The 14,363-nt window shown below is 62.5% G+C and carries 15 protein-coding genes; 1 reads left to right on the forward strand and 14 read right to left on the reverse strand.

Annotation, left to right across the window (positions count from 1 at the left end; translation table 11 throughout):
• Positions 1 to 52 precede the first annotated feature (52 nt).
• The 14 genes from P9228_RS10085 to P9228_RS10150 form a co-directional block, all read right to left on the reverse strand.
• Positions 53 to 1,117 (reverse strand): ABC transporter ATP-binding protein, encoded by a 1,065-nt coding sequence (locus P9228_RS10085; RefSeq protein ID WP_095824972.1) that lies wholly within the window; start codon positions 1,115 to 1,117, stop codon positions 53 to 55.
• Positions 1,117 to 1,905: an ABC transporter permease gene (locus tag P9228_RS10090; protein ID WP_278053256.1), complete on the reverse strand. Its 789-nt coding sequence runs from the start codon at positions 1,903 to 1,905 to the stop codon at positions 1,117 to 1,119. The genes P9228_RS10085 and P9228_RS10090 overlap by 1 nt, the downstream gene beginning before the upstream one ends.
• The gene (locus P9228_RS10095; protein ID WP_278053258.1) at positions 1,905 to 2,774 is read right to left on the reverse strand and encodes an ABC transporter permease; all 870 of its coding nucleotides are present in this window, start codon (positions 2,772 to 2,774) and stop codon (positions 1,905 to 1,907) included. Before P9228_RS10095 ends, P9228_RS10090 begins: the two co-directional genes overlap by 1 nt.
• A gap of 28 nt (positions 2,775 to 2,802) precedes the next feature.
• The gene (locus P9228_RS10100; RefSeq protein WP_278053259.1) at positions 2,803 to 3,867 is read right to left on the reverse strand and encodes an ABC transporter substrate-binding protein; all 1,065 of its coding nucleotides are present in this window, start codon (positions 3,865 to 3,867) and stop codon (positions 2,803 to 2,805) included.
• 38 nt (positions 3,868 to 3,905) lie between these two features.
• Positions 3,906 to 4,880, reverse strand: coding sequence for a PfkB family carbohydrate kinase (locus tag P9228_RS10105; RefSeq protein WP_278053261.1), 975 nt, complete (start codon positions 4,878 to 4,880; stop codon positions 3,906 to 3,908).
• Entirely contained in the window at positions 4,877 to 5,911 is a 1,035-nt protein-coding gene (locus tag P9228_RS10110) for an ADP-ribosylglycohydrolase family protein (protein WP_278053262.1), read from the reverse strand. The genes P9228_RS10105 and P9228_RS10110 overlap by 4 nt, the downstream gene beginning before the upstream one ends.
• 2 nt (positions 5,912 to 5,913) lie before the next feature.
• Positions 5,914 to 6,639 (reverse strand): GntR family transcriptional regulator, encoded by a 726-nt coding sequence (locus P9228_RS10115; RefSeq protein WP_278053263.1) that lies wholly within the window; start codon positions 6,637 to 6,639, stop codon positions 5,914 to 5,916.
• Between the two features lie 299 nt (positions 6,640 to 6,938).
• Positions 6,939 to 7,841 carry a LysR family transcriptional regulator gene (locus P9228_RS10120; protein ID WP_127241834.1) on the reverse strand — a complete coding sequence of 301 codons (903 nt, stop codon included), beginning with the start codon at positions 7,839 to 7,841 and terminating at the stop codon, positions 6,939 to 6,941.
• A 9-nt stretch (positions 7,842 to 7,850) separates the two neighbouring features.
• Complete coding sequence (locus P9228_RS10125) at positions 7,851 to 8,720, reverse strand: alpha/beta hydrolase (protein ID WP_278053265.1); 870 nt, start codon at positions 8,718 to 8,720, stop codon at positions 7,851 to 7,853.
• Complete coding sequence (locus tag P9228_RS10130; RefSeq protein ID WP_278053267.1) at positions 8,717 to 9,040, reverse strand: hypothetical protein; 324 nt, start codon at positions 9,038 to 9,040, stop codon at positions 8,717 to 8,719. The genes P9228_RS10125 and P9228_RS10130 overlap by 4 nt, the downstream gene beginning before the upstream one ends.
• Positions 9,041 to 9,117: 77 nt before the next feature.
• Positions 9,118 to 10,296, reverse strand: a complete 1,179-nt coding sequence (locus tag P9228_RS10135) for a muconate/chloromuconate family cycloisomerase (RefSeq protein ID WP_127241832.1) — start codon at positions 10,294 to 10,296, stop codon at positions 9,118 to 9,120.
• A 59-nt stretch (positions 10,297 to 10,355) separates the two neighbouring features.
• A complete protein-coding gene (locus P9228_RS10140; RefSeq protein WP_278053268.1) occupies positions 10,356 to 11,225 on the reverse strand; it encodes a dioxygenase in 870 nt (289 codons plus the stop codon).
• A 40-nt stretch (positions 11,226 to 11,265) separates the two neighbouring features.
• A complete protein-coding gene (locus P9228_RS10145) occupies positions 11,266 to 11,790 on the reverse strand; it encodes a flavin reductase family protein (protein ID WP_126061716.1) in 525 nt (174 codons plus the stop codon).
• A complete protein-coding gene (locus tag P9228_RS10150; protein ID WP_127239823.1) occupies positions 11,777 to 12,382 on the reverse strand; it encodes an FAD synthetase in 606 nt (201 codons plus the stop codon). Before P9228_RS10150 ends, P9228_RS10145 begins: the two co-directional genes overlap by 14 nt.
• 230 nt (positions 12,383 to 12,612) lie before the next feature.
• Here P9228_RS10150 and P9228_RS10155 point away from each other — a divergent pair, with 230 nt between their 5' ends.
• A complete protein-coding gene (locus tag P9228_RS10155) occupies positions 12,613 to 14,196 on the forward strand; it encodes a 4-hydroxyphenylacetate 3-hydroxylase N-terminal domain-containing protein (protein ID WP_126061718.1) in 1,584 nt (527 codons plus the stop codon).
• Positions 14,197 to 14,363: the final 167 nt, after the last annotated feature.

Below are 14,363 nucleotides of genomic sequence, written 5' to 3' on the forward strand. Positions count from 1 at the left end.
CGGTCAGCCAAGGGCCGCGCCATCATTTCCCATCAGGGACCGGGGATCCGGCTTACGCGGCGATCAGCACCGTGCTCTCCGGCGACCAGCTGAGCATCACTTCTTGGCCTTCGGCCAGCCGCTCGGCGCCGGTGTTCTGGACAATGACCTTCACCGTCTGTCCATCGCGGTCGACGAAATAGGTGCTGTTGTTGCCGGCGAAGATGCGTTTTGAAACCTGGCCCCTGACCGTGTTGGCATATCCCGCCTCGGACGTTGCAGAGCCGGTTGAAATCTGGATGCGCTCGGGCCGCACGGCGCAGCTCGCCTTGGCGCCGGCCGAGAGAGACGCACCCGACGCAGCGGCGATTGCTGTACCGTCGGGCAGCCTGATGCCGTTGCCGGTCGCATCGCCGCGAAAGATGTTGGCGTCGCCGAGGAAGGTCGCGGCGAACTCGCTTTGCGGCCTGTCGTAGATCTCCTCCGGCGGCCCCTCCTGCACCAGTCGGCCGTCGCGCAATATGCCGATGCGGTCGCTCATCGTCAGCGCCTCTTCCTGGTCGTGGGTGACGAAGATGGTGGTGATGCCGATCTCGCGCTGGATGCGCTTCAGCTCGATCTGCATGTCGACGCGCAGCGCCTTGTCAAGCGCGCCGAGCGGCTCGTCGAGCAAAAGCACGCGCGGCTTGGTGACGATGGCGCGCGCCAGCGCCACACGCTGCCGCTGGCCGCCCGAGAGCTGGTGCGGCCGGCGGCCGCCGAGCTTGCCGAGTTGCACAAGATCCAGCGCCCGCTGCACTTCCGTTGCGATGGTCGCCTTCGGCTCGCCGCGCACCGAAAGGCCGAAAGCGACATTGTCGGCGACGCTCATATTGGGAAACAGCGCATAGTTCTGGAACACCATGCCGATGCGGCGCTTTTCTACCGGCACGCGCTCGACGCTTTCGCCGCCGATGGCGATGCGTCCGGTATCCGGAAAGTCGAAGCCGGCGATCTGCCTGAGCAGCGTGGTCTTGCCGCTGCCCGAAGGCCCGAGCAGCGCATAGAAGCCACCGTCGGGAAAGTCGATCGAGACATGGTCCAGCGCCTTGTGCGCGCCGAAACTGCGGGAGACGTTCGATACCTGGACGCCGGCCATTATTTCTCTCCGCCGAATTTGAAGAAGCGCGCCGTCAGCAGCATGAGCGCCATCGACACCACGATGATGATGGTCGACACCGCGTTGATCTCGGGCGTGAATCCCTTGCGGATCGCGGCGTAGATTTCGACCGGCAGCGTCGTCTGGCCTGGCGTCGACAGGAAATACGAGACCACGAACTGGTCGAAGGAGACAGCGAATGCGAACAGCCCGCCGGCGATCACGCCAGGCATGATCCAGGGCAAAGTTACGCGCACGGTAACCTGCCACTGATTGGCGCCGAGCGAACGCGCCGCTTCTTCCAGCTCCGGCGCGAAGGTTTGCAGGCGGGCGGACACGACCACGATGACGTAGGGCAGCGCCAGCGCGACATGGCCGAGCAGGATGGCGATGAGCCCGCGACCGATGCCGATGCCGAAGAAGAAGATCAGCATCGCGGTGCCGGTGATCAGCCACGGAATGGCGATCGGCGGGAAGAGCAGCGCCTGCAGGAATTTCTTGCCGCGGAATACGTAGCGATAGAGCGCTAGCGACGCCATCGAACCAAGCAGCGTTGAAAGGATCGTCGTGATGATCGCGATCTCGATGCTGTTCCAGGTCGCCGCGATCAGCTGGTCGTTTTGCGCGAGCGAAGCATACCAGTCCGTCGTCCACTCGAACGGCAGCTGGTAAAAAGGCGAGGCGTTGAACGACATCAGCGCCATGATGATGATCGGCAGATAGAGGAAGCCGAGCAACAGGAAGATGTAAAAGCGCCCGACCAATTCCAGAATGCGCGTCGTCGCCATCAGCCGGCCCTCCGCAAGACCGGTGCCGCGAGCGCCAGGATGACCAGCACTACGGCAAGCAGGATGAAGGAGAGCGCCGCGCCCAGCGGCCAGTTGAAGACGGCAACAAACTGGTCCTCTATGACGGTGCCGTAGAAAGTGCCGGTGCGGCCGCCGAGGATGCGCGGCTCCATGAAAGAGCCCACGACCGGGACGAAGATCAGCGCCGCACCCGCGATGAGGCCGGGCATCGACAGCGGGATGATCACCCGCTTGAGCACCTGCAGCCGCGAAGCCCCGAGCGAGCGACCCGCCTCGATCAGCGAGTCGTCGATTGCCTGCAGCGTGAGGTAACAGGTCAGCACCATATAGGGCACGTAGGAGTGCACCAGGCCGATGATGACCGCCGGGTAGGAATACATGAGATCGATATTGATCTTGAACGGCAAGACGGCATTGAGCGTGATGTCGAGAATGCCGCCCTCACGCAGCACCATGGCCCAGGAGAAAATGCGCACGAGCCCGTTCGACCAGAAAGGCAGGATGACCAGCAGGAAGATCGCCTCGCGGCTGCGGCCTTTAAGAACCTTCGCCAGCACGTAAGCCGCCGGATAGCCGATAACGACGCACCAAAGCGTGACCTCGAGGCCGAGCCGCAGCGAGGCCAGAAGAAGCGTCAGATAAAGGCTTTGAGAGAAGAACGCGGCGTAGTTGCCGAGCGTGAACGACCACTCCTTCCCGGCCATTGGCAGGTCGGTCATGAAGGAGAAGAACACCATGGCTGACAGCGGCAGAAAGATCGCCACCGTCAGCCATAGATAAGCGGGAAGCAGAAGCGGCAGGGCTGGCCGCAGTCCGCGGCGCGAACCGGTCGCGAGCTGCTCAGCCATGATGCCTCTCCTCCCCGTAAGACGCCAACTATTTCACGTTGACCTTCAGCTCCTGCCAAAGTGCCAGGTATTTCTCGCGCTGCTCATCCGTGACGGGCGCCTGGAACTGGATACGTTTGGCGACCTCTGGGCTGCCCATGACCTTTCGGTTGAAGGCGTCCTCGGGCAGCGCCTCGACCGCCTTGGTGTTGGCCGAAACCGGCGCGCCGACCTTGGTGACCCATTCGACATAGAATTTCGGGTCGATCATGTAGTTTATGAAGGCCTCGGCGCCGGCGACATTCTTGGAACCGGCCGGGATGGAGAAGGCGTCCAGCCAGGCGACGGCGCCTTCCTGCGGGATGACCAGCGAGACCGGCAGCTTGAAATGCGTCTTGGCGCGGTCGGCGGAGCCGCTCCAGTAGGTGCCGATATCGATCTGGTTGGAGGCAACCATCTGGTTCCAGTCGTTCTCCGAACTCCAGAAGGTCTTGATCTGCGGCATCAGCGAGGTGAGCTTCGCCTTGACCGCGCGCATATCCTTGATGTCGTTGATGTTCTGCCCCGATGCGATGGCGCCGAACTGCACCGCCTCGACGGCGTCGTCGCGGATGATGACGCGGCCCTTATGTGCCGGGTCCCACATCTCGGCGATGCTCGTCGGCGGCTTGTCGAACGACTTCTCGTTGATGGCTAGAGCGGTCAGGCCCCATACCCACGGCACGCCATAGACCTTGCCGTCATGGTTAAGCATCGGCGAGCCGGCCTTGTCCTTGGCAATATCGGCATAGTTGGAAAGCTTCGACGTATCGATCGGCTGTATCAGCTTGCCGGCCATCGCCTGGTCGTTGAAGGCGGCGTTGATCATGACGACGTCGTAGAGGCCGGGATTGGTCCTCAGCTTGGTCAGCATCTCCTGTTCGGAGTTGAAGAAGTCATTGACGACCTTGTAGCCGGTCGCCTTCTCGAAGTTGGCGACCGCCCATGGCTCGTCGGCGCCGTAGCCCTTCCAGTTGAGCACATGCACTTCTTCGGCGGCCTGGGCGGCAAACGTGAATGCTGAGACGAAGACGGCGGTCGCCGTCAGAAAAGCGGTCAGTCTGGGCATGCGCATGTCTTTTCCTCTCATTGTTGGCCCGGTTGATAGGCTTGTTAAGTTGCAGTCGCGTCCTCCCGGCCATGCGCTATCGTTCCTTGATCGCGATGGCTTAGGAATTCCTGGATCTCACTGTCGGTCGGCGCGGACGAGCCGCCATGACGCGTGACGGAAAGGGCCGCCGCGGCGTTCGCATAGCGCGCCGCTTCGCAGGGCGACAGCCCTCGCGACAATGCGCTGACGAAGGCGCCGATATGCGTATCGCCGGCACCATTGGTGTCGACGGCGCTGACCGCGAAACCGGGGATCGCGCGCGTGCCGCCTTCTGCCAGCCGCACAAGGCAGCCATGCGCGCCGGCGCGGATCACGACGCCCGCAGCTTTTGTGCAGTGTTCGGCCAGAAGCCGGATCGCGACGGTCTGCGCGTCGCCACGGCCGGCTATTTCGGCGGCTTCGTCCGCGTTGCAGCTCAGCCAGGCGGTGCGGGCAAGCACCCTGTCCAAGATCGGGCGCGGAATGTCCGCGATCACAGGCGTCGGATCGAAGACTACGGGAACTTCCTCCGGCAGCGCCTCGATCCAGTCGGCGAGCGCTTCGCGGCTGCCAGGGTAGCTCAACGTATAGCCGGAGGTGAAAACCCAATCGCCCGGAATGACTTGGACGGGCACCATCATGTCCGGTGTCAGCACGCTCTCCGCGCCCGGCCATGAGACGAAGGTACGTTCCGCATCGCTGCTGATCATGGCGACGCAATTGCCGCTGTCCATCAAGGGTGACGGCGGCGTCAGCGTCTCGATGCCTTCAGCGGCGAAAGCCGCGCGCAGGAAGTCGCCGTCTGCCCCGATGCCAAGCTGTCCGCCGAACACCACCTTCATGCCGGTGCGGCTCGCCGCGACCATCATGTTGAAGCCGCCGCCGGCGACGCGCGAATAGCTCGTCGCGGTCTTTTCGCTGCCCGCCGCCGGGAGAGCGTCGATGCGATATACATAGTCGACCACCGCGCTGCCGACATGAACGAGGCGCCCGCTCATGCGGCGTCCTCCTTGCCGCCACGGGCCTTCGCCATGCGCGCCGCGACAAGATCATTGGCCAACGGCTCGACCTCCGCGAGATCGATGCCCTTCAGTCCCGGGATTTGATCTTGCGGCAGGCCCGACAGGCCCGAACAGGCGCCCGCCATGCCCGCGGCGATGGCGCCTATGGTGTCGGTGTCGCCGCCGAGATTGGCGCTGATCACTGCCGCTCGCCACGCATCCCCGTTGGCAACCTCCAGCACGGCGAATGCTGCAGGAATCGACTCCTGGCTGGCGACCCCCGTGCCGATCAGGTCAACGATCAACCGGATCGCCTCTTTGTCGCGCTTCCCGCGCACAAGTTCCTGCGCCCAGAGGATGCGTTCGGCGATGTCGCCGCCGGTGACCCAGTGACCGAGCGCGGCACCAAGCTTTGCCGCCGCGACGGCATGGCCGGAAGCAGCGCGCCAGTCGGCGCCCGAAACACCGAGACTGACCGCGGCAGCAACTGCGGCTGCGGAGGCAATCGCAATCGACGTATTGTGCGTAGCCCGGCAGGTTTCCGCGACTTTGAGAACCAGGGCATCGAGCGGCTCCGGGCGGATCATAATGCCGACCGGCGCAATCCGCATCGCGGCGCCGTTGGTGTCGCCAGTTCGCCCCGCCTCTTCCGCCGGCACGCCGTTATTGATGGCGTCGATGGCCCGCTTGGTCGATGGGCCAAGCAGGTCGTAGCTGCCGCGAGCCTTGACGTCCCGCTCCCAATCGAGCAGCGCGTTGACCCAGCGCCCGTGGTCGAAGCGCTCGCCGGAACTGACCAGGATGCGGCCGAGCAGCAGCGCCTGCTCGGTGTCGTCGGTAATGGCGCCTGCCGGCAGCCCCTTGGACACCGGATGGTCGGCGGCGGGCGCGACGAAATCCTCGACATGGCCGTAGAGCTCGGCGATACGGGCGGGCGACAGAAGCTGCGTCGGCATGCCCAGCGCATCGCCCAGCGCGCCGCCGATGAGCGCGCCCATTGCCCGGTCCATCATATCGGCCGCGCCCATGCTCAAAATTCCAGATGCAGCGCGAAATGCGCCGGGTTGAGCAGGCTGGTGACGAATTCGATGGCGCGCCCGTCGGCGGCGCGCGTCAGCCGCCGCGTCCTGAGGAAAGACGTGCCCGGCGCGCAGTCGAGGATGGCGGCATCCGCGGCGCTCAGCATCTCGATGTCGACCCACTCCTCGCCATGGTCGGGCACCAGCCCCGCGCCGCGCAAAGTCTGGTGCAGCGAGCCTTCCCGAAGCCCGCGCAGCGGTACCTCTTCCAACTCGGGCGACAGCGGCAGGCGGCTGCGCTCGATCGAGATCGCGTGACCGTCGTCCGCGTTGGTGCGCACGCGGTCGACGGCGATGAAGGACGGGTTTTCGACACCGAGTCTCGCCGCGAGTTGGGCGTCCTCGATGACCTCGAGCCTCAGAGTCCGGGTCTCGGCATTGGCGCCGGCATTGGCAAGCGCGCGCGACCAGCCGATGGCGTCATCGACCGGCATGCCGTCGAAGGTGACGAAGGAGCCGATGCCGACCTTGGTGGTGATCAGTCCGCGATTGGATAGCTCCTCCAATCCTTTGCGGACGGTATTGCGGCTGACCGAGAAGCGCTGGACGAGCTCGTTCTCGCTCTGCAGGCGGTCGCCGAAGCCGAGCACGCCGGAGCGGATCTCGTGCTCCAGAACCGTCGCGATCTGCTCGGGCTTGCCGGTGCCGGGGGTTAGCTGCATCGCGCGACGGGCCATATCGATACCTGTTCAATGAACCTGTATAATCCTGTTCAATATTGGATTTGGACCGGCGAGTCAATGTCGTTGTTACGACCGTCGCGCTCCTCTCGCCTGCCTGTTGTTGTGCCGGCGTCGCAGAAGGTGCGAGGAACCCGCCAAAGGCGCGTGGCAAATCGTGGCCAGCCGTGCCGGCAACCTGCTCAAACTGCAACGCGAGACGCCGCGGGTGGCGTAAGCCGAGGCGGCGACGCCTTGAGCTAAACCAGTTCCACTTCGGCCATGTCCGCAATCATCGCATTACCGAGGCGACGTATTCAGACCGGCGGACCCGAATGCGAAGCCCGCGCTATTTTCCGAGCCAATTCAAGAAAGCCGAACAAATGCGGCGAGCGGTTGTCTCGTCGATAGTTGAGTGAAAGCTCGGTTCCCGGATTGTGGCCTTCGTATTTCCGATAGACAATGCCGGGCCGCTGATTTTCACTGACCGATGCTGGCACGACCGAGATGCCGACGCCAACCGAAACCAGGCTCATCGCTGTAAGATAGTCCTGGGCCATGACCTGCAAGGCAGGAACAAAGCCGTCGACCTTGCATACGTCGAGCACATAGTCCGCGTAACTTGGCCGTGGGCGCCGCGGAAAGAGGACGAAAGTAGCATTCTTGAAATCTGCCAGATGGAATGGTTGCTCACGATTGGCATAGCTGTCGGGAAGCGCCAGCACGAGCGGTTCCTTCATGAGCGTTTCGGCTTTGACCTCCGCGTCTTCGATCGACGGGCGCGCCACCGCAATGTCGATTTCCCGCTGAATCAGGGCTCGTCGCAACTCGGCATTGTTCATGGCCGAAAGCGCCAGCTCGATATCCGGATGCGCGGCCCGGAAAGCCCTGATGATGTTGGGCAGAACACCGAAGGTTGCCGTTCCGACGAACGCGATCCGCAGGCGTCCCGCGACGCCCTGGCCGATCCGCATCACCTCGCGTTCCGTCTGGTCGACGCGTTCGAGGATTTCCCTTGCCCGCTCCAGCAGCAATTCGCCTGCCTGGGTGAGCCGAATCTGGCTGCGGCTGCGGTCGAACAGGACCGCACCGATCTCCCGTTCGAACTGGGCGATCTGTCGGCTTAGTGGAGGCTGAGCAATTCCGAGCCGCGCCGAGGCGCGCCCGAAATGAAGTTCTTCGGCCACTGCCAGGAAATAGCTCAGCCGTTTGAAGTCCATCGCCGTCTGTCAGGCATCCATCAGCCGCGCAGGCACCCGCGTGACCCTTTCCAGTGCCTCCTTGAAATAGGCCCTGAAGGCAGTGGGGTTCTCGCTCATCGGAAAATGACCAAGATCCTTCATGATCGCAAGAGTGGAACCCTTGATCGCGGCTGCCGTGCGTTGCGCGTCTTCAGGAGTGCAGGTCATGTCGTACTCGCCGCACATGATATGGACGGGCGTGCGCCGAGTGTCGATGGACGAGAGTCGGCCGACGAGGCTGTCATCGGACGTGTAAAAGCTGAGGTCTCCCCGAAAAACGCCTGGCCCGGACTGCATGAACATCCACAGTGTGGTCCAACGCTCTGCGTCGGGCGCCTGCGGCGCGATGTTGGCCGAGACCAGGGCGGCGCCCATTTCGCCGCCATGCGCATCGGGCCGGTGAAACCAGTCGATGTCATACCATGCCGGCTGGAAATCGGACGCCTCGATCGCGATGAAACCCGAAAAGGATTCAGGATGGAGGGCTGCCAGTTGCAGCGCAATCCTCCCGCCCATCGAACATCCGGCCAGCAAAGGTTTTTCCAGCCCTGCCGCACCGCAGAATGCCAGCACCGTCTCCATGTAGGTCTCGGTCGAGAGCAGATACTCCTCGGTCTCGAACCCCTCCGGCGGCAGCGACTTTCCGTGCCATGGCATGTCGAAAGCGATGAACCGGTAGGACCTGGTGAATGCCTGATCGTTCAGGACGGACCGCCACTGCCGCGTGTCGGCGCCCGCCGTGTGAAGGCACACGACCGGACGGCCCTGGCCGGCTTCCTCGAAGTAGATGCGCTGCCGGGCATTTCCAACCGTCACATTGACATAGCGGCCCACGACCGGCTCGATCGAAGATTTCATGAGAAACCCTCCTTGCGTCCCAACGCCATGAATTCCTTGAAATACCGCAAGTTCTTGACCAGCGTCAGGAGATCGCCGTCGATGCTGCCGTTTCCGTATTTCACCAGGCCGAAAATGTCATGGAAACCCGGCTTAGGCAGAGGTTGCCAGAATTCGCGTAATGCATCGCCCTTCGCTCGCAGCGCAAACCGCCAAGGAAGCTTCCTGCTCGGACCTTCCTTGATCTCGACAACCCTTCCCTTCTCGAAGGTCAGGTAGAATTCGTCCTCGTCGACCTCGATCAAAATGGTTTCGTTGAAGAGGCGGCCAAGCCGCAGCAAATGAGGTCTCCGCTCGAGGGCGGCCGCCATGTCGTCGAGTCGCTGGCGTAAGTTTCGAACGCGCGGCATGGTCGGTCTCACATCTTACGCGCCATCATGCGCACCTTGTCCTCGTCCAGCGTCACACCGAGCCCCGGCCCGGCCGGCACGCGTATTTCGAACTCCTCGAACACCAGCGGCGTAGCGACGAGATCCTCGACCAGTATTCGCGGGCCGAAATGTTCGCTCCCCCATTCGAGGCGAGGCAGTGTCGAGAAGACGGCCATGTGGGCCGCGGCGCCGATGCTGCTCTCCAGCAGGCAACCGCCGTAGAGCTCGATTCCAAACGACTGGGCGATGCCGGCGGCCCGCTTGAGTTCCAGAAGGCCGCCGCTTTTGACCAGCTTCAGCGAATAGACGCTGCCGCAGGCCTGCGTCGCCACGCTGGCCAGCTCCGAATTGGTGAACGCTGCCTCGTCGATGAGAAGCGGAATGCGCGTGCGGGCCGCGACGCGCGCCATCGCTTCGCGTTGGCTTGCTTGAACGGGTTGCTCGATCAACGCGACATTGAGTTCCTCAAGCGCAGGAAAAAGCCGGATGCAAAGCGCCTCGGTCCACGCCTGATTGACATCGACGATCAGCTTCACGTCGTCACCTAGGCCGGCACGAAGATGTTGCAAGCGCACGATGTCAGCCTCAGGCGAGTTGAAGCCGAGCTTGATCTTGAAATCCTTGTGGTGGCGCAGCCGGAGCTTTTCCCTCGCCTCCTCGAGTTCTTGCCCGGCATCACCCGAGGCAAGCGCCCAGATGACACCCATCCGATCTCTGACCTGTCCGCCAAGCAAGGCACTGGCAGGCAGGCCGAGCGTATGGCCGACGGCGTCGAAGAGCGCCGACTCCACCGCTGCTTTTGCCGCGAAATTGCGCGTTGCGGCCTTGGCCATGCGCACGGCATTGGCTTCGAAGAGCATGGCGTTCTGACCAACGAGCGCAGGTTCGAGGTAGTTCGCTATGGCGGCCCAGATGGATTCCACGCTTTCTTCAGCCCAGCGCGGTCCTCCGAGCGTGGAGGCCTCACCAATCCCGGTAACGCCGTTTTCAAGCTGGACGCGTACGAGGACGAACCCTTGGTGCGCTATCTCGGTATTCGAAAGCTTGTGGCGACGGAGTGTCGGCGCCTCGATGATGGTCGCGACAATCGATCTGATCCGCGCGTCGCGCCCAAGCTCCATGGGAGCGGCGCGCGGTGGAATGTTCTCGGTGACGTTGATCGACATACCGACTGCCCTCGGGAGAACCCGCCTGGGCAAGCACCAGGCGGGTTGATTGCTGACTGTTATTCGGCCGCAACGGCGATTTCGGCAGCCTTTGGCTTGAGCTTGAAGTCGAATTCCATGACCAGGTCCGTGTCCGATCCGGCAGGCGCTTTGTGCAACTTGCCGATCAGGCTTTCCTTGACGGCGAAGACCGCATCGTTGTCGAGGTACTTCGTGTCGGCGTCGTAGATCTGCGAGACCAGGCTTTGGTAACCGTCCTTCTGGATCATGAAGTGGATATGCCCCGGCCGCCACGGATGGTGGCCCATATAGTTCAGCAACTCACCGGCCGCCCCGTCGTAGGGAATTGGATATGGCGCCGGGCGGATACCGACGAATTCGTACCGGCCCTCTTCATCGGTGAGGAAACGGCCCCGCAAATTATAATCGGGCTGCTCCGGATCCTGCTGTTCGTAGAGACCGTTCGGCGCGTCTTCCCACACATCGATGATGACGCCCGGAATGGGCCGCCCCGACGTGTCGCTGATTGTGCCGCTGACGCGCACGCTCTGACAGCCTTCGAAGCTCTTCTGGACGATCGAGGCGCCTTTCGGCAGCACCGGCGGATTCTCGCGATAGAATGGCCCAAGCACAGTCGACTCGCTTTCGCCGTCCGTGACGGTGTGGTCGAGCATGTCGACGAGGACCTCTATTCCGAGGATGTCGGAAAGCAGGATGAATTCGTTGCGGGCGTCATCCGAGATGTGGCCGGCGCGAACCAGGAACTGGCAGGCCTGGATCAATTCGGCATGCGTCACCTTGGTTTCGATGCAAAACGCATGGATGTGCCGGATCAGATTCTCAAGAATCTGGCGATTGCGCGCCGGGATATCCGAAGACAAGGCTGCGATCACAACGTCCGAGATGTTTTGCTGGGTCACATTGCGCATATTTTCCTCCTTGAATGGCAGCGTGGGTTTCTTTTTGGCGTCACCACATGAGTTCAGTTTCGATCTGCAGCATGCCTGCAGGGGCCTTGCGGGTGTCTTCGAGCGCGCCGAACTTGCCTTTGAAGAACAGCAGCGGATCGGCATTGCTGTCCCAGTTGAGCGCCCGGACGTGGCCGACGAAGATCGTGTGATCGCCGGCAAGGATCTCGTCGCGAACTTCCGCCGAAAAGGTGGCGAGCGCGCCGCGGACGACCGGCAGCCCGTCGAGCGAATCGAAGAGGCCGTGAAGCTCGGGATTGGGCTTGCCTGCAAAATGCCAGGCGATCTTATCCTTGCCGGACGCCAGAACACTGACAGCAAATCGGCCCGAGGCCTGTATTTTTCCAAGCATGCGCGCCTTCTCGGCGATCGAGATCGCAATCAGCGGCGGGTCGAGCGAGATCGACATGAATGCATTGGCGGTCATCCCGTGGTCGTGTCCATCCCAATGCGTGGTGATGACGTTGACCCCCGTGGCAAAAAGCCCGCATGCATCGCGGAACGTCCGTTGCTCAAGCGGTGACATGTGATCCCCCGCTTGCATGAACAGCACGCGCGTATGAGCGGCCGGACCAGCCTTCGAGTATCTCGGCCTCGACGGAGCGTCCCTCGGCCATCAGGGCGCGGATACGCGAGCTCGACACGATCTCTCCGGCCTCGCAACGCACGGCCGGAAGGATGCGGGTGTCGAAGTAGCGAGCGAGGAGCAACGGGTCGCCGCTCTTGCAGGAACCGAACCGGAAGTCTGCTCCGACCCAGATGACCCGCGGCGTCAGTGCGCCGATCTCGCCGACGAAGTCATCTGCCGTGCGGGCCCGATACGCCGCGTCGAAGCGAGCGACGATGATGTGGTCGGGTCCCAGCAGGCTGATCCTCGCCAACTTGTCCTCGATCGACGTCAGCGGCCGGACGCCGCACAGCAGCGCCTTGGGAGGCGGGTCGAACGTGTAGACCACCGACGCGACACCGAGCGTGCGGGCGGCGATGACCGCCGTTCCGATCAGTTCCTGATGCCCGCGATGCACGCCGTCGAACGACCCGATCGTCAGGACGCAGGCGGGAAGCCTGAGCACGTTCTCACGATGGACGGACGTCTCGATTTGTCTGGAGTGAACCATGGTCTCCTCCCATGTTCGCGACCGGGGGCGCCATCCTCTCGGCACCCTCGACGTGAGAAATCTAACGCTAGGTGGCGACGCCCGCGATACCCGATCCGGTATCGCATGATACCTATCATTAGCACTTCATCGGCGCGTAGCCTCCGGCCTCGAAAGGGAAGAGGAACCCTTTTCTAAGCCCGACGCCGGCTAGCGAATGCCCGGACCGGCCCAATGGAGGAGTACAGGATATGCATAATCTGGCTACCAAGCCGGTGCTTGATACCCAAGCACCGGGAACCGATGCCTACACCGGTTCCGAATTCCTGGAGAGCATCCAGGACGGCCGCGAAATCTATATTTATGGCGAGCGCGTCAAGAATGTCACCCAACATCCGGCGTTCCGCAACTCGGCCCGCATGGTTGCGCGCTGGTACGACCGCTTCCACGAAAAGAAGAACGAGATCGGCGTGTTGACGGACACCGGCTCGGGGAAGCTGACGCACCCCTTTTTCCTCGGCTCCAAGACTACCGAGGATCTGGTCAGGTCGCGCGATGCGATCGCCGATTTGCAGAAGGTTTCCTACGGTTGGATGGGACGTTCGCCCGACTACAAGGCTTCTTTCCTTGGCACGCTCGGCGCCAATTCGGCCTTCTACGGAGACTATGCCGGGAACGCCCGCAACTGGTATGCCCGCACCCAGGAACGTCTCGACTACTGGAACCACGCCATCGTCAACCCTCCGATCGACCGGGACCGCCCGATCGAGGAAGTCCGCGACGTGTTCATGCATGTGGACAAGGAAACGGACAAGGGGGTGGTGGTGTCGGGCGCGAAAGTCGTGGCGACCGGCTCAGCGCTCACCCACTATAACTTCATCGCCCATTACGGCATCCCGATCAAGGACAAGTCCTTCGCGCTGATCTTCACCGCGCCCATGGACTCGCCCGGCATCAAGCTGATCGCCCGCTCGTCCTACGAGTTCAACGCGGCGGCAACCGGATCGCCCTTCGACTATCCGCTCTCCAGCCGTCTGGACGAGAACGACTCGATCCTGGTCTTCGACAAGGTTCTGGTTCCGTGGGAAAACATCTTCATCTATGGCGACGTCGACAAGATCAACCAGTTCTTCCCGGCATCAGGCTTCGTCCCGCGCTTCACCCTGCATGGCCTGACGCGGCTGTCGGTGAAATTGGACTTCATCGCCGGATTGTTTTCGATGGCTGTCGAGGCGACGGGATCAAAGGACTTCCGCGGCGTCCAGGCAGGCGTCGGCGAAGTCATCGCATGGCGCAACACCTTCCATGCGCTCGGCGACGCCATGGTCAAATCGCCGGTTCCATGGGACGGTACCGACGGCTACAACCTCCCCAACCTCAATGCCGGGCTTGCTTACCGCGTGCTGGCACCGGTGGCTTACCCCAGGATCAAGGAGCTCATCGAACGGCACGTCGCCAGCGGCCTGATCTACCTGCCGTCGAGTTCAGCCGATTTCGAGAGCGAGGCGATCCGGCCCTATCTCGACCGCTTCGTGCGCGGTTCGAACGGTTACGCAGCGCTTGACCGCGTCAAGCTGCTGAAACTGCTTTGGGACGCCATCGGAACCGAATTCGGCGGACGACACGAACTGTATGAACGAAACTATGCCGGCAACTATGAGAACCTGAGGATTGAAACGCTGAACGCCGCTGCCGCGACCGGAGATCTGGCTTCGATGCAATCGATCGTGAAGGACTGCATGAGCGAATATGATCTTTCCGGTTGGACGAGTTCAGACCTCATCAATCCGGACGACATCAGCCTCGTCGGCCGGGGCACCGTTCAGGCGGCGTAGGATGATGGGACCGTTCCCTCGTGGAGTAGCGGTCCCAACCCTCCTGTCCGAGGCCCTATGACAAGGCTGCGAGACCGGGGAAAAATGCTTGCCGTGGACCTACCTGCGGCCCGGGGCGAGCGAACCTAAACCAACTCCACTTTCCACCACGCTCGGCACCTTACTAC

Origin of the sequence: Mesorhizobium sp. WSM4898, from assembly GCF_029625845.1 — a bacterium.
Lineage (GTDB): Bacteria > Pseudomonadota > Alphaproteobacteria > Rhizobiales > Rhizobiaceae > Mesorhizobium.